Annotated in this window: 15 protein-coding genes and 1 pseudogene; 8 read left to right on the top strand and 8 right to left on the bottom strand. The window is 72.4% G+C overall.

Going from position 1 to position 17,304, the window contains the following annotated elements:
* Nucleotides 1–19: 19 nt before the first annotated feature.
* From WN71_RS37860 to WN71_RS37845, 4 genes are all read right to left on the bottom strand, one after another.
* Nucleotides 20–1,471, bottom strand: a complete 1,452-nt coding sequence (locus WN71_RS37860) for a hypothetical protein (protein ID WP_046592412.1) — start codon at nucleotides 1,469–1,471, stop codon at nucleotides 20–22.
* A gap of 133 nt (nucleotides 1,472–1,604) precedes the next feature.
* Nucleotides 1,605–2,426 carry an SAM-dependent methyltransferase gene (locus tag WN71_RS37855; RefSeq protein WP_046592378.1) on the bottom strand — a complete coding sequence of 274 codons (822 nt, stop codon included), beginning with the start codon at nucleotides 2,424–2,426 and terminating at the stop codon, nucleotides 1,605–1,607.
* Nucleotides 2,427–2,648: 222 nt separating this feature from the next.
* Complete coding sequence (locus WN71_RS37850) at nucleotides 2,649–2,900, bottom strand: DUF397 domain-containing protein (protein ID WP_046592379.1); 252 nt, start codon at nucleotides 2,898–2,900, stop codon at nucleotides 2,649–2,651.
* Entirely contained in the window at nucleotides 2,897–3,769 is an 873-nt protein-coding gene (locus WN71_RS37845; protein WP_046592380.1) for a helix-turn-helix domain-containing protein, read from the bottom strand. The genes WN71_RS37850 and WN71_RS37845 overlap by 4 nt, the downstream gene beginning before the upstream one ends.
* Nucleotides 3,770–4,180: 411 nt before the next feature.
* Between WN71_RS37845 and WN71_RS37840 the strand changes: the two genes are divergently transcribed.
* From WN71_RS37840 to WN71_RS37830, 3 genes are all read left to right on the top strand, one after another.
* Entirely contained in the window at nucleotides 4,181–4,534 is a 354-nt protein-coding gene (locus WN71_RS37840) for an ATP-binding protein (protein WP_338058726.1), read from the top strand.
* Nucleotides 4,535–4,669: 135 nt separating this feature from the next.
* On the top strand, nucleotides 4,670–5,926 hold the full coding sequence (locus tag WN71_RS37835; RefSeq protein WP_046592382.1) for a serine/threonine-protein kinase: 1,257 nt from the start codon (nucleotides 4,670–4,672) through the stop codon (nucleotides 5,924–5,926).
* Nucleotides 5,927–6,177: 251 nt separating this feature from the next.
* Entirely contained in the window at nucleotides 6,178–7,155 is a 978-nt protein-coding gene (locus WN71_RS37830; protein WP_046592383.1) for an NAD(P)-dependent alcohol dehydrogenase, read from the top strand.
* Between the two features lie 41 nt (nucleotides 7,156–7,196).
* Here the strand turns inward: WN71_RS37830 and WN71_RS37825 are convergent, their stop codons facing one another.
* Nucleotides 7,197–7,853 carry a hypothetical protein gene (locus WN71_RS37825; RefSeq protein ID WP_143074933.1) on the bottom strand — a complete coding sequence of 219 codons (657 nt, stop codon included), beginning with the start codon at nucleotides 7,851–7,853 and terminating at the stop codon, nucleotides 7,197–7,199.
* Between the two features lie 45 nt (nucleotides 7,854–7,898).
* Between WN71_RS37825 and WN71_RS37820 the strand changes: the two are divergent.
* Nucleotides 7,899–8,369 (top strand): annotated as a pseudogene (locus WN71_RS37820) (dihydrofolate reductase family protein); the annotation flags it as partial.
* 272 nt (nucleotides 8,370–8,641) lie between these two features.
* Here the strand turns inward: WN71_RS37820 and WN71_RS37815 are convergent.
* The 3 genes from WN71_RS37815 to WN71_RS37805 all read right to left on the bottom strand — a co-directional run bounded on the left by WN71_RS37815 (nucleotide 8,642) and on the right by WN71_RS37805 (nucleotide 12,803).
* Complete coding sequence (locus WN71_RS37815; protein ID WP_046592385.1) at nucleotides 8,642–10,504, bottom strand: M1 family aminopeptidase; 1,863 nt, start codon at nucleotides 10,502–10,504, stop codon at nucleotides 8,642–8,644.
* A gap of 261 nt (nucleotides 10,505–10,765) precedes the next feature.
* Nucleotides 10,766–11,479: a hypothetical protein gene (locus WN71_RS37810; RefSeq protein ID WP_046592386.1), complete on the bottom strand. Its 714-nt coding sequence runs from the start codon at nucleotides 11,477–11,479 to the stop codon at nucleotides 10,766–10,768.
* Nucleotides 11,480–11,597: 118 nt separating this feature from the next.
* Nucleotides 11,598–12,803: a cysteine desulfurase-like protein gene (locus tag WN71_RS37805; protein ID WP_046592387.1), complete on the bottom strand. Its 1,206-nt coding sequence runs from the start codon at nucleotides 12,801–12,803 to the stop codon at nucleotides 11,598–11,600.
* A 473-nt stretch (nucleotides 12,804–13,276) separates the two neighbouring features.
* Between WN71_RS37805 and WN71_RS37795 the strand changes: the two genes are divergently transcribed.
* From WN71_RS37795 to WN71_RS37780, 4 genes are read left to right on the top strand one after another with little or no spacing between them, the layout of a single operon-like run.
* On the top strand, nucleotides 13,277–13,960 hold the full coding sequence (locus WN71_RS37795; protein ID WP_052743237.1) for a hypothetical protein: 684 nt from the start codon (nucleotides 13,277–13,279) through the stop codon (nucleotides 13,958–13,960).
* Nucleotides 13,957–14,526: a hypothetical protein gene (locus WN71_RS37790; RefSeq protein ID WP_046592388.1), complete on the top strand. Its 570-nt coding sequence runs from the start codon at nucleotides 13,957–13,959 to the stop codon at nucleotides 14,524–14,526. Before WN71_RS37795 ends, WN71_RS37790 begins: the two co-directional genes overlap by 4 nt.
* On the top strand, nucleotides 14,526–15,896 hold the full coding sequence (locus WN71_RS37785; protein WP_046592389.1) for an MAB_1171c family putative transporter: 1,371 nt from the start codon (nucleotides 14,526–14,528) through the stop codon (nucleotides 15,894–15,896). Before WN71_RS37790 ends, WN71_RS37785 begins: the two co-directional genes overlap by 1 nt.
* Nucleotides 15,889–17,301 (top strand): FAD-dependent monooxygenase, encoded by a 1,413-nt coding sequence (locus tag WN71_RS37780; RefSeq protein ID WP_046592390.1) that lies wholly within the window; start codon nucleotides 15,889–15,891, stop codon nucleotides 17,299–17,301. Before WN71_RS37785 ends, WN71_RS37780 begins: the two co-directional genes overlap by 8 nt.
* Nucleotides 17,302–17,304 lie beyond the last annotated feature (3 nt).

Genomic DNA, 17,304 nt, shown 5'->3' with positions numbered 1-17,304 from the left:
GGGTGGGGCGCCGCGGCCGTCAGCGGGCCATGGCGTGGCGCGGCCGGGAGCGCGGCACTTGGGCGAGGGTGCGGGCGCGGCGCCGGGGTGCCGGAAGGCGTACCCGCCGGGCGTCGGAGTACGTCAGTCCCGCCCTGAACAGGCCGTGGATGACGCGTCGTTCGGCCGCCGCCACCAACTCCTCGCGCAACGGCCCGTCGCGGAGCACCGCGTCGGGACCGAGCAGCCGTTCCACGGCGTCGAGCGCTCCGGTCACGTCTCCGTGGCGCAGGCGTTCGCGGACGTCGGGCAGGCAGTGCGGTGCGCGGAGGGCCCGGTCGACGGCCGCGAGGCAGGGCAGTTGCGGTCCCCCGAACGCCCTCAGCAGTTCCTCGCGACGGATCTCGTCGGGATGGTGGTCCGGTGCGGACAGCACTCCGTCGACCAGCCCGATCCGGTGCAGCGCGCCCTGGCACTCCACGAGGTACGGATCCGATTCGCCTGCCGCGGGTGGCAGTTCGGCGACGTGGCCCGGGGCGAGGGCGGCGGCGACGAGCGGATGCAGCCGGCCGGGCTCGATCAGCCCCGCGGCGAGCAGTTCGAGATCGGGCGGCAGCCAGGTGGCGGCGTCCGGCAGCACCGGCAGGCCGTCGGGCATGCCGTCCGCACGGGTGATCGTCAGGGCGGGCGGAACTCCGGGGTGGCCGGCGGGGCTCATGTCGTGGTCGCCGGGGTGCAGTTCCAGGATCAGCCGGTCACGGCGGCTCAGCCGTACGGCCACCCGGCGGGCACCGGTCGGCCCGCATGCGGGGGCGCGCCCGCGCTCGCGCTCGCGGGAGGGGCCTTCGGCGGACGCCTCGGCGCGCAGCAGGATCAGCGCCTCCTCGGCCCAGCGGTCCACCGCGGGACACGGCTCACCGTCCGGGATCCCCGCGTTCGGGTCGAAGTCCCCCGCACGCAGGCGCAGTTCGTGCGCCCGGCCGGCGTCCCACAGATGTCGGTGCAGGTCGAGGCGGAAGCGCCGGCTGGGATTCGGGTGCGGATGGGCGCGGTCGGCCGGAGTGGAGCGCGAGCCGTCCCGGACGGTGAGGCTGACGCGCTGCCCGCCGTCGGCCCAGGCCGGTGGGGTGCGGACGACGAGGTGCACCGGGCGGGTGCGGTCGCCCTCGATGTCGTAGCGCGCGAGGGCGATGGTGAGTTCCGGGCGCAGCAGTCCGTCCGGGGCGATCCTCGGCAGGTGCCAGCGCAGCAGGTCCGGTGCCAGGCGGCGCAGGTCCGCGCGGATCCGGCCGGCCAGGTCCCGCCCCCAGGTGCGGGCAACCGTACGCAGGTCGAGGTCGACGTCGAGACGCGCGGCGGCGCAGGCCCCGGCCCAGTCGCCGACTGTCCGCCGGGCGGTCGCGGTCTCGATCATGGAGGGCGGCACGGCGAACTCGCGCACGCGCAGCCAGCGGGTGAGACGGGTGTCCCCGTTCGCGACGGGAGTGCTCATCAGCACTCACCTTGCGCGGACGGGACCCCCATTCCTTGAGCGGAGTGAGTGGTCATCGCGGCGAGCGTAGCGCCCGCCGCCCGGCCGTGTCGTGCGGTTTTCCGCCCGTGACCACTCCGCGCCGTCCGCGCCGCTACGGCTTGATGCCCACGCCCACCCACAGGCTGACGTGCGCGTCGCTCGGGGAGTCCGGGTCGTCGACCGGGTCGGTGTCCGGACGCCAGCGGTGCGCGACGGAGACGCCGGGCTCGATCAGGTTGAGTCCGGAGAAGAAGCGGGTGACCTCCTTCTTGGTCCGGAACTGCACCGGGGTCCCGGCGCCGGTGTAGATCTCGGTGATCTTCCCCCAGGCGATCGGGTCGAAGTCGGGGGTGCAGTGGCTGAGCGCGAGGGCGCTGCCCGAGGGCAGGACCTCGAGGAACCGGCTCACGATGCCGTACGGGTCCTGGTCGTCCGTGATGAAGTGCATGAGGGCGTTCATCGACAGGGCGACGGGCTGGTCGAAGTCGAGGATGTCGGCCAGCTCGGGCGCCTCGATCAGCGAGGCCGGGTCGTTGACGTCGGCCTCGATGTACGTGGTGCGGCCCTGCGCGGTGCTGCGCATCAGACGCTCGGCGTACTTGAGCACCAGGGGGTCGTTGTCGGCGTACACGACCCGCGCCTCGGGCACCACGGACTGGGCGACCTGGTGCAGGTTGGGCTCGGTGGGGATGCCGGTGCCGATGTCCAGCCACTGCCGGATGCCGTGCTCGCGGGCGAGCACCCGCGTGGCCCGGTGCATGAAGGCCCGGTTCTCCCGCGCGGCCACGTAGACGGCCGGGAACGCCTGGGCGGTGGCCTCGGCCGCCAGCTTGTCGACCTCGAAGTGGTCCTTGCCGCCCAGGTAGTAGTCGTACATGCGGGCGGAATGGGGCTTGCTGGTGTCGATCTCCCGCGCGGCCCGGGTGCTGGTCATCCTGTCCCCTTCAAGTGAAGTACACGGAATCGGTGGGGGGGTGTACATCGGTGCGAGGGTCAGGCCGTGGCCCGGGGGCCGGGTCCTTCCCGCTCTGGTGCGGCCCGCCGGGTGGCGGGCCATCGGGTGGCGGGCCGCCGGGTGACGGAACGCCGTTTGGCGGGCCGCCGGTTGGCGGATCGCCGGGTGACGGCCCGCCGGACGGCGGGCCGCCGGTGCGCCTCAGCCGACCATGAGATGGTCCGCCAGGCCTCGCTTGACCCCGAGGACGAAGGCCCTGATCTCCTCGGGTGTGTAGATCAGGGCCGGACCCGCGGGGTCGGTCGACTGCCGGAGCGCCACCCGGCCGTCGGCGAGTTGCTTCGTCTCCACGCACTGACCTCCGTTGGGGCCGCTCCACGGGCACTCCCAGCCGTGTTCGCCGAGGTCCGAGGCGGGCATGCCGTTGTAGAAGCGGCCGTCGGTGGGGGTCATGAGTACTCCTTGCGCATACGGTTCAGGAGTGCCTTGCTGTCCGCCGACGAGGTCAGCAGCGACATCCGGTTGTGCGCCTCCAGGTGAGCGACGACATCGGCGCGCTCGTCCAGATATACGGACGCGGACAGGATTTCGCTGTAGACGATGTCGGGCAGCTCCGGCTCCTCGAACCGGAAGTAGGTGAACGGGGCGCACGCTCCGACGTGGGCACCCGCGGTGAACGGCACGATGTCGACGCTCACGTGCTCCAGTTCCGAGACGGCCAGCAGCTTGTCGATCTGCTCACGCATCACCTCGGAACCGCCGACCACCCGGTGCAGCACGGCTTCTTCCATCACCACCCACAGGGTGGGGGCGTCCGCTCGTTCCAGCAGACTCTGGCGGCGCAGCCGCAGGTCCACGCGCTTCTCCAGCTCCGCCTCGCTGCCGTTGGGGAAGCCGCCGCGCAGCACGGCGCGGGCGTACCCGTAGGTCTGGAGGAGGCCGGTCACGTAGTGGGGTTCGTACGTGCGTAACATCCGCGCGCCCGTCTCGAGGCTGACGTACGCGGTGAACCAGCTGGGCACCACATCGCGATAGGCGTGCCACCAGCCGGGCTCGTTGGCGCGCTCGGCGAGCTCGACGAACTCGTCGATCTCCTGCCGGCCGGCGCCGTAGGTCTCCAGCAGTTTCTCGACGTACAGCGGCTTGAGACCGACCTCCGCCTTCTCCAGCCGGCGGATGGTCAGGGGCTTCACCCGCAGCGCGCGGGCGGCGTCGTCGAGCGACACGCCTGCGGCCAACCGCATGTCCTGGAGCCTTTTGCCCAGGATCATGCGCAGCACTGTGGGGGCACTTGTACCGGCACCCGGACGGGCCTCGCTCACACCCACACCTCCTGAGTGACCGTCATCAGTGCGCGCGGTCACGCGACTTGATGATGCCACCATGCGGACATCTTCTCGATGAAATTATCAGGGAGACGGTTGCATCGTGAACTCCCCTACGAGCATAGTTACTTCTGTGAGCGATCCAACCGAGCGCGCGCACTTCGTCGACAACTCCCGTGACATTGGGCGTAGTTGGCGTGATCGGTCGCTCCTGAGCGGGGCCTCCGCCCGGAGGCGTCCCGGTCGGGTCCATCGCCCGCCGTCGCCACCCGGCACTCCCCCGTCTCGAACCGCGCCCGATGGAAGGCGAACACCTTGACCCCCCACACCGCTTCGTCCCTGCTGCCGTTAGCACCCGCGCACCCCGGCCGGTCGCACTGGCTCGACCTGCCGACGCACCGGGCGAGTGTGAAGGCCGCGCGGGACGCGGTGCGGGAGCGGCTGTTCGCCTGGGGGCAGCCGGGTGATCTGTGCATGGACGCGGTGCTGCTGGTGTCGGAGCTGGCCACCAACGCCGTGCTGCACGCCGCCGGCGGCACCATGCTGTGCGGGCTGGTCCTGACGGGGGACGGCTGCCTGCGCCTGGAGGTCCACGACGAGGAGCACGAGCGCATCGCTCTTCCCGACGGACGGCCGGACCGCGACGCCGAGAACGGCCGCGGACTGCTGCTGGTCCGTCAGATAGCCACCGCCTGGGGGGTACGCCGCTCCACACGGACGACGGGGAATGCCGTGTGGGCGGTGTTGAGGGCGGGGGGGTAGGAGGCGGGCACCGGGGCCGCGTACACGTGAGCGCGATCCCGGTGCCCGCCGGGGCCCTCGGGCCCGTCCTCCGGATCGGGTGCCGCGGGCAGCCGCCCCCGCTGACCCGGAGCGACCGGTCGTCATACTGGGCGCATGGAACGCATTGGGGGGTATCTCGTCGAGCGCAAGCTCGGTGAGGGCGGGATGGGAACGGTGTTCCTGGCCCGCACACGGGGCGGACGCGCGGTGGCCCTGAAGGTCGCCAAGCCGGAACTCGCGGAGGATCCCGTCTTCCGCGAGCGGTTCCGCACCGAGGTGGCGGCCGCCCGCTCCGTCGGCGGTTTCCACACGGCGCCGGTCGTCGACGCGGACGTGCACGGCAATCCTCCCTGGCTCGCCACCGCCTACATCGCGGGGCCGACCCTCGCCGCGCGGCTCGCCGCCGAGGGGCCCATGGACGAGCCCCGGCTGCGCGCGCTGGGTGCCGCGCTCGCGGAGGCGCTGGAGTCCATCCACGCCTGCGGGCTGGTGCACCGCGACCTCAAGCCCGGCAACATCATCATGGCCGAGGACGGGCCGCGCGTGCTCGACTTCGGCATCGCCCGCGCGGTCGAGTCCACCCGCCTGACCGCGACCGGGTCCGCCTTCGGCACGCCCGGCTATCTCGCCCCGGAACAGGCGCTGGGCGAGGACGTCAGCGGGGCGACCGACGTCTTCGCGCTCGGCGTGGTGCTCGTCGCCGCGGCGGGCGGCGCCGCCTGGGGCGAGGGCACCCCGATGGGTCTGATGTACCGCGCGGTCCACGAGGCGCCGGACCTGGCGGCCGTCCCGGCGGCGCTGCGGCCCACGGTGGCGGCGTGCCTGGCGAAGGACCCGGCCGCGCGCCCGACGCCGGCCGCGCTGCTGGACCGGCTGGCCGGGGCGCCCGCACCGTACCCGCCCACGCTGCTCGTGCCTCCGCCGCGACCCGACGTGCCGCCGCGGCCGGTCGCTCCGCCGGGGTTCCTGCCGGTGGGCCCACCCGCCGACGCGGTACCCACGACGGCCGACATGATGACCACGACGGCCCACGCGGTACCCACGACGGCGCACGCGGTGCCCTCGACCGCCGACGCACCGCCCACGACCGTCGAAGCACAGGAGCTCGTCATCGCCGACGGCACCGCGAGTCTGATCGCCGACGGCGACGGGATCGTGCTCGAAGTCGACGGGGTGGAGGCCGACTTCGACTGGCCGGAGATCGCCTCCCTGCACTATGCGGCGGCCCGCCGCGGCCACCGGCTGACGGTGACCGTGGCCCTGACCGACGGCACCTGGTACCCGTGCGAGATCAACGCCCGCCGGGCGGAGGTCCTCCACGAATGGATGTGGCAGCTCGGCCATCTGGTCGCCCGGCGCTTCGGCCGCTGACCCCCGCGCCCCGGTCCCGGCCCGACGCAGCCCCACCCGGCTCCACTCCTTGGCGCGGCCCGACCCGGCCCGGCTCGCCCCCTTGGCGCGGCCCGCGCCGGGCGGCATCCTGGCAGCACGCCGCCGCGCCGACAGGGCCCGGCCGCGCGGATGTTCAGCGTCAGCCGCCCGTCGGGCGCCGCACGTGGCTCCGGCGCCGCATGGCAACTCCGCACCTCCACCGCGCTCCACCCCAGCGGGAGGCAACCGCCGTGAAAGCCGTCGTACAGGACGTCTACGGGGACGACGTCCTGGAGCTCAGGGACATCGAGCGACCGGTGCCCGGCCCGGACGAGGTGGTGCTGCGGGTGCACGCGGCGGGCGTCGGTCCGGACGTGTGGCACCTGGTCACCGGGCTGCCGCTGCCCATGCGGCTCGTCTTCGGACTGCGCAGGCCGCGCAACCCCGTCCCCGGGTGGGACGGCGCCGGCGAGGTCGCGGCGGTCGGCACGAAGGTCACCCGCTTCAAGCCCGGTGACGCGGTCTTCGGCCAATGCCGGGGCTCCTTCGCCGAGTTCGCCCGCGCCAAGGCCGCCAGGATCGCGCCGAAACCGGTCGGCACCACCTTCGAGCAGGCCGCCGCGCTGCCGGTGTCCGGCGTCACCGCCCTCCAGGCGCTGGAGGGACACGGCCGCATGACGGACGGTCAGAAGGTGCTGATCGTCGGCGCGTCCGGCGGCGTGGGCAGCTTCGCCGTCCAACTCGCCGCGGCGCGCGGGGCGGAGGTCACCGGTGTCTGCGGTACGGCCGCGGTGCCCTTCGTGCGGTCCCTGGGCGCCCGGGACGTCATCGACTACACCAGGGACGAGATCACCGCGGGGCCCGGCCCCTACGACATCGTCCTGAACGCGGCCGGCAACCGTCCCCTGGCGACCCTGCGCCGCGTCCTCGCCCCGGACGGCACCCTGGTCCACGTCGGCGGGGAGACCGGCGGCCGCTGGAACGCCGGCGTGGGCACGCAGCTGCGGCTGGCCCTGCTGTCGCCGCTCCAGCGCCAGACACTTCGCGGTCTCGTCGCCTCCGTCCGCCACGAGGACCTGCTGGCGTTGAAGACACTCGTCGAGGAGGGCGCCGTCGCACCGGTGGTGGACCGCACCTTCCCGATGGAGGAGGCCGTCGCGGCGGTCCGCCACCTGCGCACGGGACACCCGCGGGGCAAGGTCGTGCTCGGCATCCCGCTGGACGGCTGAGGGGGCCGGCCGGGCGGCTCGGGGGCAGCGGGTCCGGCAGTTCAGCGGCGCGGCGTCACGCCCGGCGGCAGCGGCCCGCGCCATCCGCCGCCCAGGGCGCGCGGCCGTCGCCGTGCCGGGGTGACCCGGTCCGGCGGGCAGCCCGTGTGGGTCACGAACGCCTCGGTCACCTCGGCCGCCGGCCGGTGCGGCGCCACCGCCAGCAGGACCGCGTCGTAGCCGTCCGGCAGCGGGGCCGCCACCAGGGCGACCTCGTCGCCGGAGCGCAGGCGCAGGACGACCGCGCGCAGCCCGTGCGGATCGTCCGGCACGGTCCGCAGGCGCGCGTGCAGCACGTCCTGGCTCGGGGCGCGCAGCCGTACGTGGGCCAGCGGGGTGCCGCAGCGGTACGCGTGCCACCGGTCGAGGCCGAGCGCGCGGTACGGCGGCTCCGCCCAGGGGCGCAGCGCGTCCAGCCGCGCCAGCAGACGCCGCAGGAACTGCCGTACGGACGCGGCGTCATGGGGCTGCCAGGCGAGGTCCCGCTCCCAGTCGTCCGTCGCGAGCGCGGCTTCGAGGTCCGCGTACTGCTCCTCGGCGGTGAGGTCGGAGAACGGGCGGTCGAGGACGGTCCGGGCGATCCGCTCGACCTCGGCGTCGCCCAGTTCCCGGCTGAACTGGAGGCAGTACAGGACCGCCGTGAGCACTCCGCGTGACATGGGCCCAGTATGACCGCGCGGTGGCACCCCTCACCGACGAGCCTGGTCGACTTCGTCCCCGAGTCGTTCGAGATCAAGGGCCGGGAGCAGGCGGAGGCCGGCGCGATGCTCATGGGCCGGGTCAGCTACGAGGCGTTCAGCCCCGTGTGGCCGGCCATGGAGGAGTTCGCGCAGTACAAGGTCATGCCGAAGTACGTCGTCTCCACGACCCTCACGGAGGACCGGCTGGTAGCGGACTGGGGCGGGACGACGATCCTGCGCTCGCTCGACGACGTCGCGGCGCTCAAGGAGACCGAGGGCGGGCCGATCATCGTCCACGGGAGCGCGTCGCTGAACCAGGCGCTGTCGGACGCGGGGCTGATCGACCGGTACCACCTGCTGGTGTTTCCGCTGCTGCTGGGGGCCGGGAAGCGGATGTTCAGCGTGGCCGATGTGGATTCCGTGGCGCTGGATCTGGTCGAGCACGAGGTGTACGGCAACGGGGTGCAGAAGCAGGTCCTCGACGTCCGCCGGTGAGCGGAGCGGGTCGGCCGGCGCCGGGCGAGGGTGCGTTGCTGCTGTCCGCGCGCGTGCGGGTCGAGTGGGGCTGGTCGCGCAGTTCCCCGCGCCCCTTGGGAGTGGCGCCGGACGTCAGCTTCACGCCGAGGCCCCTCGGAGCTCGCTCGACCGCCACCCCCTCAGGGGCGCGGGGAACTGCGCGACCGGCCCCACGCGACCCGCAGCCGAACCGGCGGGGCCGCCCCGCGAGGTCCGGCCGGAACCGGCAGGGTTCCGGCCGGACCGCGGCATCAGCCGTCGATACGGTGCGTCGTCCAGAACGACGTCAGATCCGTGCTCGTCGCGGCCTGCGCGGCCGCCTTGAACTCGGCCGTCGTGGAGACGCCGTACCAGTGCGCCGAGGCGTAGTTCTTCAGGAGCGTGGTCATCGCGGTGTCACCGATGGCCCGCCGCAGGTCGTGCAGCGCGCACTTGCCGTACGTGTAGACGACGGTGGAGTAGCGCGAGGAGTGGGCGTCCCAGTAGGCCATCGAGTTGGTGATCTTCTCCGCCGTGGAGGCCCAGGAGACGCTGTTCCAGCAGTTGGTGCCGGTGATGCCCTGCGCGAGGTCGGTCGCGTAGTCGGTGAACGCCTCGTCCAGCCAGGGGCTGTTGTACTCGTCGTCGCCCACGATGCCGTACCACCACTGGTGTGCGATCTCGTGCGTCAGCGCCGTGGTGCTGACGAGGTCGAGGACGAAGCCGGGGTACTCCATGCCACCGAACCAGTAGTTGTTGTCGATCACGGCGTCCAACTCGCCGTACGGGTAGGCCCCGAAGCGGCCCGCGTGCGCGTCGACCGCGGACTTCGCGGTACTCAGCATGGACTGGGCGCTGGAGGAGCTGATCCCCGTGACGGAGTAGATGTTCACCGCGACACCGTTCGGCGAGGTGCCGGAGATCTTGGTGAACGGCCCCGCGGCCCAGGCGAAGTCGCGCACCTTGGTGGCGGTCGCCGTGGTGACGGTGCGCCCGCTGGAGCCGGCGGCGTCGGTGGAGGTGCCGGTGGCCGGGACCAGGAGGCTCGTCGGGTGGTCGAGGGTGACCTTGAAGTCGGCGGCCAGGGAGTAGAAGGACTCACCGTTGTTGGTGTACGGGTCCAGGTGCCAGCCCGACCCGTCCTTCACCGCGAGCACCGGAAGGGCGTTGCCGATGTTGACGAACGACCCGTCGTAGCCGAACCGGTCGGCGCCGCTCGGCACGGTGATGCCGAGGTCGAAGCCGATCGTGGTGCTCTGCCCCTGTGCGAGTGGCGAGGACAGCGAGACCTGGAGGGCCGTGCAGGACACGGAGAGCGAACCGGCGGTGCCGCCGGTGACGTTGGTGACCGTGATCGGCATCGCCGAGCAGGTGCCGTGGTAGTTGTCCCACAGCCTCAGGTACACCTCGCTCAGCGCGGTGGAGGAGGCGTTGGTGAAGGTGACGCTCTCGTGTCCGGTCCACACGGTGCCGCTGGTGTTGCTCGTCAGACTGACGGTGTACGACGGCGAGGCCGGGGTGCGGGTGGAGTCGGCCGGCGGGGTCGTGTCGCCCGAGGTGTTCAGGGCGATGTCGTCGAGGACGAAGCTGGTCTGGAGGCTGGAGTCCTCGGTGCCGGTGAAGGCGACGGTCACCGTCTGCCCGGCGAAGGAGGAGACGTCGAACGTCTTCTGCACGTACCCGGTGTTCTTGTTCAGGTTCGAGTACGTCGCGAGCGTGGTGCTGCCGATCTTCGCCGTGAGCTTGTCGTACGCGGTCGACGTGGTCGTCTCGGCGGTGTCGATGTGCAGCCAGAACGTGAGGCTGGCCGAGGCGCAGCCGGTGGGGATCGTGACGCTCTGCGAGAGCGTGTCGGTGTGGGTGCTGCCCACCCCGTCCAGCCAGGCGTAGCTGCTGCCGGCGTGGGCGCTCTGGCCCGTGCGGCTGGTGATGACGGTGGACGACGACTGCGTCCACGGTGAAGTGCCGCTCTCGAAACCGCCGTTGGTCACGGCCTGGGCCGGGGTGCAGGCGGCGGCCGCCTGGGGGGCGGCCTCCGTCCGCGCCGACGCCGGGGTGGCGGGCAGGGAGACGGCGGCCAGCGCGAGGGCGGTGATCGCACCCATCGCGAAGGCCTTGTGGGGGATGGATCTCACGCAGAACTCCTTTACGGCGACCGGGGTTCCGGTCTGCTCGGTGACCGCCCCGTCGGCTGGGGTCGCGTCGGCGGGCGGTCGCGGGATGCGCGATCGGCCAGGCGATCGCTGGGGTGAGATGTCCGCCGCGCCCTCATGGGGTCAGGACGTGGCTGCGGGAAGCGTGCCAGATTTGACACGCTCATGCCATGAGGATGAAGAAAACGGCCGTGACCTGCCGTTGTCCGGAAGATGACCTTCCCCTGGACGACAGCCGTCGGATCAGGCGTCCTGCACCGTGAAGACCGTCAGCCACTCACCGTCCGCCGCGTGATAGCCGAGGGCCGTCAGGGCCTCGCTCGCCGCCCGCATGTGGACGGCTCCGTAGACCACCCCGACGGTGAACGGCACCTGCCGGTGTCCGTGCGCCCGGTGCTGGTCGGTCAGGGCCTTCACCAGCAGCTGGTCGCGGCGGCGCACCAGCAGGTCGTCGAGGCCGGGCCAGAAGTCGGCCGCCGTCTCCTCGGCCTCGCTCAGCAGGTCCTCGGTGGCCAGATGGCGGGCCACCCAGTGCCGGGTGCCCAGCAGCCGCATCCCCGCGGTGATCGCCGGGACCACCGTCGCCACCAGCGCCCGTTCCTTCAACGGCAGCCGCTTGAAGCCGCGTTGGAACTCCGCTCCGGCCATGTCGGGGTTGACGACGGGCACCCCGAGCGCGTCGAGGTCGATGTCCTGGACGACGAGCCCCATGCGTTCGTTGCCGCTGAGCCGCTGGTACGACGCGACCAGGGCGTCCGCGCCGGCGGAGCCCTCGCCCACCCCTTCGGCGATCACCAGGTCGCAGCCGCGCAGCCGCGCCCCCACCTCGCGATAGAACTCCGCCTCGCCCAGGTGGATCATCGGGAAGAGCAGGAAGGCGAGTCCCGTGCCCGGCCTGGTGAAGCGGATGACCGCCGACCGCACCCCCGCGAGCCCCGTCACCTCGATGAACTGCACACCGACCGCCTCCCCTCGCGCCGCGGCGGTCGCACGGGGCGCCGCTCACGGCGCCCCGCCGACAGGCCCCTTGCCGACCATCACGCACACCGGTGGGCGGGAGGTTGCACCCGGCCGGTCAGGAGCGGAGAAAGTCCGCGAGACCCGTCAGGAGGCGGTCGACGTCCGAGGTGTCGTTGTAGGGCGCGAGGCCGACACGCAGTCCGCCGGTGTCTCCGAGACCGAGCCTGCGCGATGCCTCGATGGCGTAGAACGACCCCGCGGGCGCGTGCACTTGGCGCCCGGCGAGGAAGTGGTAGGCGTCGGCGGGCGCACGGTCCTCGAAGGTCAGCAGGACGGTCGGCGTGCGGTCGGCGGCACGGGAGTGCACGACGACGCCGTCCAGTTCCGCGAGCCCCTTGTCGATCTGCGCGCGCAGCACGGCCTCGTGCGCTTCGAGCGCGGCGGAGCCCGCGACGAGGCGCGCGCGGCGCGAGCCGGTGGCGTCGGCGTCCAGTCCGGCGAGGAAGTCGACGGCGGCGCGCGTTCCGGCGAGGAACTCATAGGGCAGGGTGCCGAGTTCGAAGCGCTCGGGGACGGCGTCGGTGGAGGGGAGCAGCTTGTCCGGGTGGAGGGTGGCCAGCAGCTCCGGCGCGGCGGCGAGGACGCCGTGGTGCGGGCCGAGGAACTTGTAGGCGGAGCAGGCGTAGAAGTCGGCGCCCAACGCGCCGATGTCGACCGAGGCGTGGGCCGCGTGGTGGACCCCGTCGACGTACAGCAGGGCACCCGCGTCGTGGACCAGGCGGGAGATCTCCCGGACCGGTGGGCGGGTGCCGATCAGGTTGGAGGCGGCGGTCACGGCGACCAGCCGGGTGCGTTCGCCGAGCACGGCGCGGATGTCGTCGGCGGTCAACTCGCCGGTCGCCGGGTCGAAGTCGGCCCACCGGACCGTGGCGCCGGCCTGTTCGGCGGCCTGCACCCAGGGGCGGATGTTGGCGTCGTGGTCGAGCCGGGTGACGACCACCTCGTCACCGGGCGACCAGTCCTTGGCGAGGGTGCGGGAGAAGTCGTAGGCGAGCTGGGTGGCACTGCGGCCGAAGACGATCCCCGCCGGGTCGGCGGCGAGCAGGTCCGCGACGGCCCCGCGGGCCTCGGTGACGATCGCGTCCGCGTTGCGCTCCCCCGCGACCTCGTGGCCACGGTTCGACAGGGGCCGCGACATGGCATCGGAGACGGCCCGGACGACGGACAGCGGGGTCTGCGTGCCGCCGGGCCCGTCGAAGTGGGCGATGCCCGCGGTCAGGGCGGGGAACTGGGCGCGAACGGCGGAGACGTCGTAGCTCACGGGGCTCCTGTCGGGGACTCGGGGGTGGTACGGCCGTGCGCACGACGGTAGCCGAGGCCGAGGGGGCGCGCCGCGCCGGGTGACCTCGGGCGGGGCCTCGGGCCGGCGCCACACGGGGGCGGTCGGGGGCGGTCGGCAAGACGCGTGGGCGATCGGCCGGTCCTCCGGCCGGCTCGGCACGCGGGCGGTCGGCCGGGACGCTTGGGCGGTCGGCTGGGACGCTTGGGCCGTCGGCCGGAACGCTTGGGCGATCGGCCGGGACCTCCGTAAGGACGCCAGGTGACCGCGGGGCACGGTTTCAGGGAGCCGGGGGGAACCCGGTCCCGGGAGTCCGCCGAACACCCCGCGCTCCGACGATCGTTCGTTCCCGGCGGCAAGGAACGATCGTTCCCGCTCGCGGCGCTGGCACCCGAACAGGCAAGGCAATAAGGTCTGTCCGTGCCTCGCCCCCTCGGAAGACAGGAGGTCTGTCCGTGAGCCACTTGCCGCCGTCGTCCCAGCCGCTGCCCGAGGCGACGCTCGCGACCCTGGACCGGCTCGGCCACCCGGGTGAGCCGCTCAAGGCGCTCGACGTCGCGGACCTCGCCCGACGCTCGGCCCTGACGCCGCACCAGGTGCGGTCCCTGCTCGAAGGCAGGACCGTGCGGGAGCCGAAGACGCTGGAGGAACGGGTCGCCCGGCGCATCAAGCAGGTCTTCGACCTTCATGTGAAGGAGACGGCACAGACCGAGGGCGCCGTCCGCAAGGAACTGGCACGGCATCTGAAGATCTCCGAGAAGTGGGCGGCGGCCCTGTGCACGGGGCGGAATCTGCCCAACGTGCGCGCCCTGTACGAGCTGGAGCGGTTCTTCGACGTCGGGCGCGGCTTCTTCACCCTGACCGCGGCCGAGGCCCTCGATCTCGCCCTGGCGCCGGTGCTGCGGGAACTGTGCCCCCCTGCCTTACCGGAGTCCGGGCCGCCGCCCGAGGCCGACGCGGCCGAGACCCTGCAGGCCGTCCTGCGCCGCTTCCGCGACCTCCCCGAGGACGAGCAGCTGCGTGCCCTGATGCAGCAGCTTCAGGTCGACCCCCAGACGGTCGCCTTCCGGGGGACCAAGCGCCCCTCCTCCAGCCAGATGGCCGCGCTGCTGATCCTCGCCCTGGGAGACGACGAATGAGCCAGAGAAAGCCGAAGGCCTTCATCGACCGGCTGTTACGCAGTACCGCGCCGACACTGCCCCGGGCGTCGAACCCGCGAGACGTCCTGCAGGCCGTGTGCACCACCCTCAGCCCCCAGCTGGACCGGCCGATCCGGCTGAAGTTCGTGGAGTTCCCCGTCGGCATGGACGTATCGGGGATCACTCTGGCCAAGGACGACGAGTACATCGTCGTCGTCGAGCGGAACGCCCCTCCGAAGCACCAGTTCGTGATCGCCGGACACGAGTACGGCCACTGCTACTACCGGACGCTCAACGTGCACTACCCCGGAAGCCTGCCCACCGCCGCGCGCCGGCTGCTGGACCAGGCCGACGACGACATCCCCTGGGACGAGGTCATCGCCATGGCCACGCGGTCGGCCGACGCGCTCGACCCGGCCGCCGAATGGGAGGCCGAGCAGGTCGGTCTCCACCTGGCGTCGAAGTTTCCGAAACTGGTAGGCCCGCAGGCCGGAAGGGACCCGCTGGCACAGCAGACGCTCTCGGACCGGCTGTCGTCGTCACTGGGCCCCCTCGGCGGCCTGTGATGCCCCACGACATAACCGGCTCCTTTCTCGCCTACGCCATCCCCGCGGGCCTGCTCGGCACCGCGTTCGTCATCAAACTGCCGGTGCTGAGGCGGGCCTGGCGCGATCCGATTCTGCGCGCCACCGCCCTGCTGCTCGCCATCGGTGCCGTCGTCTTCGCCTCGCTGCCCCCGAGCAATCTGCACCGCATCAACGAGATCACCGGCGTGCCCAACTTCGCCGGTGTGTGGGTCTACTCGCTGCTGTCGGCGTACTGCGGGGCCTGTCTGTGGCTCATCATCGTGTGGCGGGAGCCGCCCTCACCGGCCCGCGCGCGGCGCACGCGGATGGTCTGGATCGTCTACGGCTTCATCATCCTCGGCCTGTGGGTGACGTTCGCCCTGGGCCACCCGCGCGTCGAGCGGCTCCGTGACCTCGACACCTACTACGCGAACACGCCGTGGATGCGCGAGCACACGATGCTCTACCTCGTCGCCCACATGATGTCCGCCGTGGTCGCCGCCGCCATCCTGTGGGCCTGGTTCAAGGAGCTCACCCACAACAAGTGGCTGCGGCGGGCCGTGGTGTCGCTGCAGACGGCCTACGCCCTCGGCTTCGTCTTCGACGTCTGCAAGATCATCGCGGTCGTGGCGCGCTGGACCGGCCACGACCTGGACTGGCTGTCCACGTACGTGGCTCCGCCGTGGGCCATCGCCGAGGCCGTCCTCGTCGCCGTCGGCTTCATCGCGGGGCAGGCCGGACCCGTGGTGGAGACGTACTGGAGCGAGCGCCGCAGTCACCGCAGGCTGGAGCCGCTCTGGAGCCTGATGGCGACGGTCTGCAAGCCCCCGGCCACCGGCCGGATCAGCGGCGCCTCGCTCAAGCTCGAACAGCGCAAGGCGCACATCAACGACGGACTGCTGCGCATCTCCCCGCAGTTGAACGGCGCCCGCCGGGACACGGCCTACCGCGACGCCCTGGCCGCCGGGCACTCCGAGTGGGACGCCCGGGGCATCGCCGGTGCGGTGGACATCCTGGTCGCCGTCGACCTCCTGAACAACCGGGCCGTGAACCACCAGGCCCTGAGCCATCGGGCCGTGAACCACCAGGACATGAACCCCAAGCCCCTCGAACACCAGGCCGTGAACCACCCATCCCTCGACCACCAACCCCTGAACCACCAGGCCGTGAACCACCAGGCCGTGAACCACCAGGCCGTGAACCACCAGTCGGCCGACGACGCGGCCAAGGACGCCAGGCATCGCGAAGAGGGACTCCTGCCCGACAGCGACCTGGAGGCCGTGGCCCACGCCCTGCGGGCCCACTCCCACACGATCGACCCGTTCCGCCGGCAGGCGGCCGCCTCGGAAGGTCTTGCCTCCCATGTCTGACGGACTTCACGACCGCCCCAGATCCGCCGTCGTCATCGGCGGCAGCACCACTGGGATGCTCGCGGCCTCGGTCCTCGCCACACGCTTCGACGAAGTGACCGTCGTCGAACGCGACCGCACACCCTCGGGAGCCGAACGACGCAAGGGAGTACCGCAGGCCCAGCACGCCCATCTGCTGTGGTCCGGTGGGGTCGACGCCCTCGACGACATCCTGCCGGACATCACCGGGGCCCTCGTGCGCGCGGGCGCCGAGCGCATCGACGTCATGACGGATCTCGTCAGCAAGGCCCCCTCGGGCCAGTGGTTCCGCAGGTTCGGCCACTCCCGTCACCCCGTGATCACCTGCAGCCGGGATCTCCTCGACGCGGTCATCCGCGGCGAGGTGCTGGGCCGCCCGGGCATCAAGGTCATGGACGCGACGGCGGTCGACGGTCTGCTCGGCACCAAGGAGCGCGTGACCGGTGTCCGGGTGTCCGCCGGCGACGGCACGGCCGGCACGCTCGCGGCGGACCTCGTCATCGACGCCGGCGGCCGCGGCTCCCGCTCCGGCACCTGGCTGGTCGAGCTGGGCCACGCCCCGGTCCTCGAACGGACCGTGGACGCCGGTGTCGTCTACGCCAGCCGCATGTACGAGGCACCCCACAAGACCAGGTCGATGCGCTACCCGGTCGTCAACGTGCAGGCCGATCCGCGCAGCGCTCCCGGCCAGGGCGGCATCATCGTGCCGATCGAGGACGGCCGCTGGCTGGTGACCCTCTCCGGGACGCGCGGCGGTGAACCCACCGCCGATCCCGACGCGTTCCGGACCTTCGCCCTCACGGGCCTGAAGGACCCCATCATCGGGGAGCTCATCGGACGGGCCACTCCGCTCACCGACCCGGTCCTGAGCCGGAGCACCGCCAACCGGCGGCGGTACTACGAGAACGCCTCCAGTTGGCCGGAGGGTTTCGCCGTGCTCGGCGACGCCGTGGCGGGCTACAACCCCGTCTACGGCCACGGCCTGTCGGTGGCCGCCCAGAGCGTGATCGCCCTGCGCAAGGTCCTCGACCGGCACGGCCCGCTCGCCACCGGCAACGGACGGCGTATCCAGCAGGCGGCCGCCAAGCCCGTCTCGCACGCCTGGAACCTCGCGGTCGGCCAGGACTCCTTCTACCCCGGAGCGGCCGAACAGCCCCCCACGGCCCTCGAGCGCGCGCTGTCGTCGTACGTCGACCGCGCGGTCGCGGCGGGTTCGGAGAACCCGCGGGCGCTGCGGGGGCTGCTGGACGTCATGAGTCTGAAGACGTCTCCGGCCCGCCTCTTCGGCCCCGACATGCTGTGGAACATCTTCTTCGGCAGCCGGAAGGGTCCGCTGGCCGGCCCGCCCCTCAGCCAGGAGGAGCGGGAGGCCGCCGGTCTGACCTGACGG

This window comes from Streptomyces mangrovisoli, from assembly GCF_000974985.2.
GTDB lineage: Bacteria > Actinomycetota > Actinomycetes > Streptomycetales > Streptomycetaceae > Streptomyces > Streptomyces mangrovisoli.
Note: the sequence above shows the minus strand (reverse complement) of the source record. Positions and strands in the feature narration are given on the sequence as shown.

Excerpts from the sequence above, each read along its gene's own strand:
- WN71_RS37860 (WP_046592412.1), bottom strand. The coding sequence starts at position 1,471 with ATGAGCACTCCCGTCGCGAACGGGGACACCCGTCTCACCCGCTGGCTG.
- WN71_RS37855 (WP_046592378.1), bottom strand. The coding sequence starts at position 2,426 with ATGACCAGCACCCGGGCCGCGCGGGAGATCGACACCAGCAAGCCCCAT.
- WN71_RS37850 (WP_046592379.1), bottom strand. The coding sequence starts at position 2,900 with ATGACCCCCACCGACGGCCGCTTCTACAACGGCATGCCCGCCTCGGAC.
- WN71_RS37835 (WP_046592382.1), top strand. The coding sequence starts at position 4,670 with ATGGAACGCATTGGGGGGTATCTCGTCGAGCGCAAGCTCGGTGAGGGC.
- WN71_RS37825 (WP_143074933.1), bottom strand. The coding sequence starts at position 7,853 with ATGTCACGCGGAGTGCTCACGGCGGTCCTGTACTGCCTCCAGTTCAGC.
- WN71_RS37790 (WP_046592388.1), top strand. The coding sequence starts at position 13,957 with ATGAGCCAGAGAAAGCCGAAGGCCTTCATCGACCGGCTGTTACGCAGT.
- WN71_RS37785 (WP_046592389.1), top strand. The coding sequence starts at position 14,526 with ATGCCCCACGACATAACCGGCTCCTTTCTCGCCTACGCCATCCCCGCG.
- WN71_RS37780 (WP_046592390.1), top strand. The coding sequence starts at position 15,889 with ATGTCTGACGGACTTCACGACCGCCCCAGATCCGCCGTCGTCATCGGC.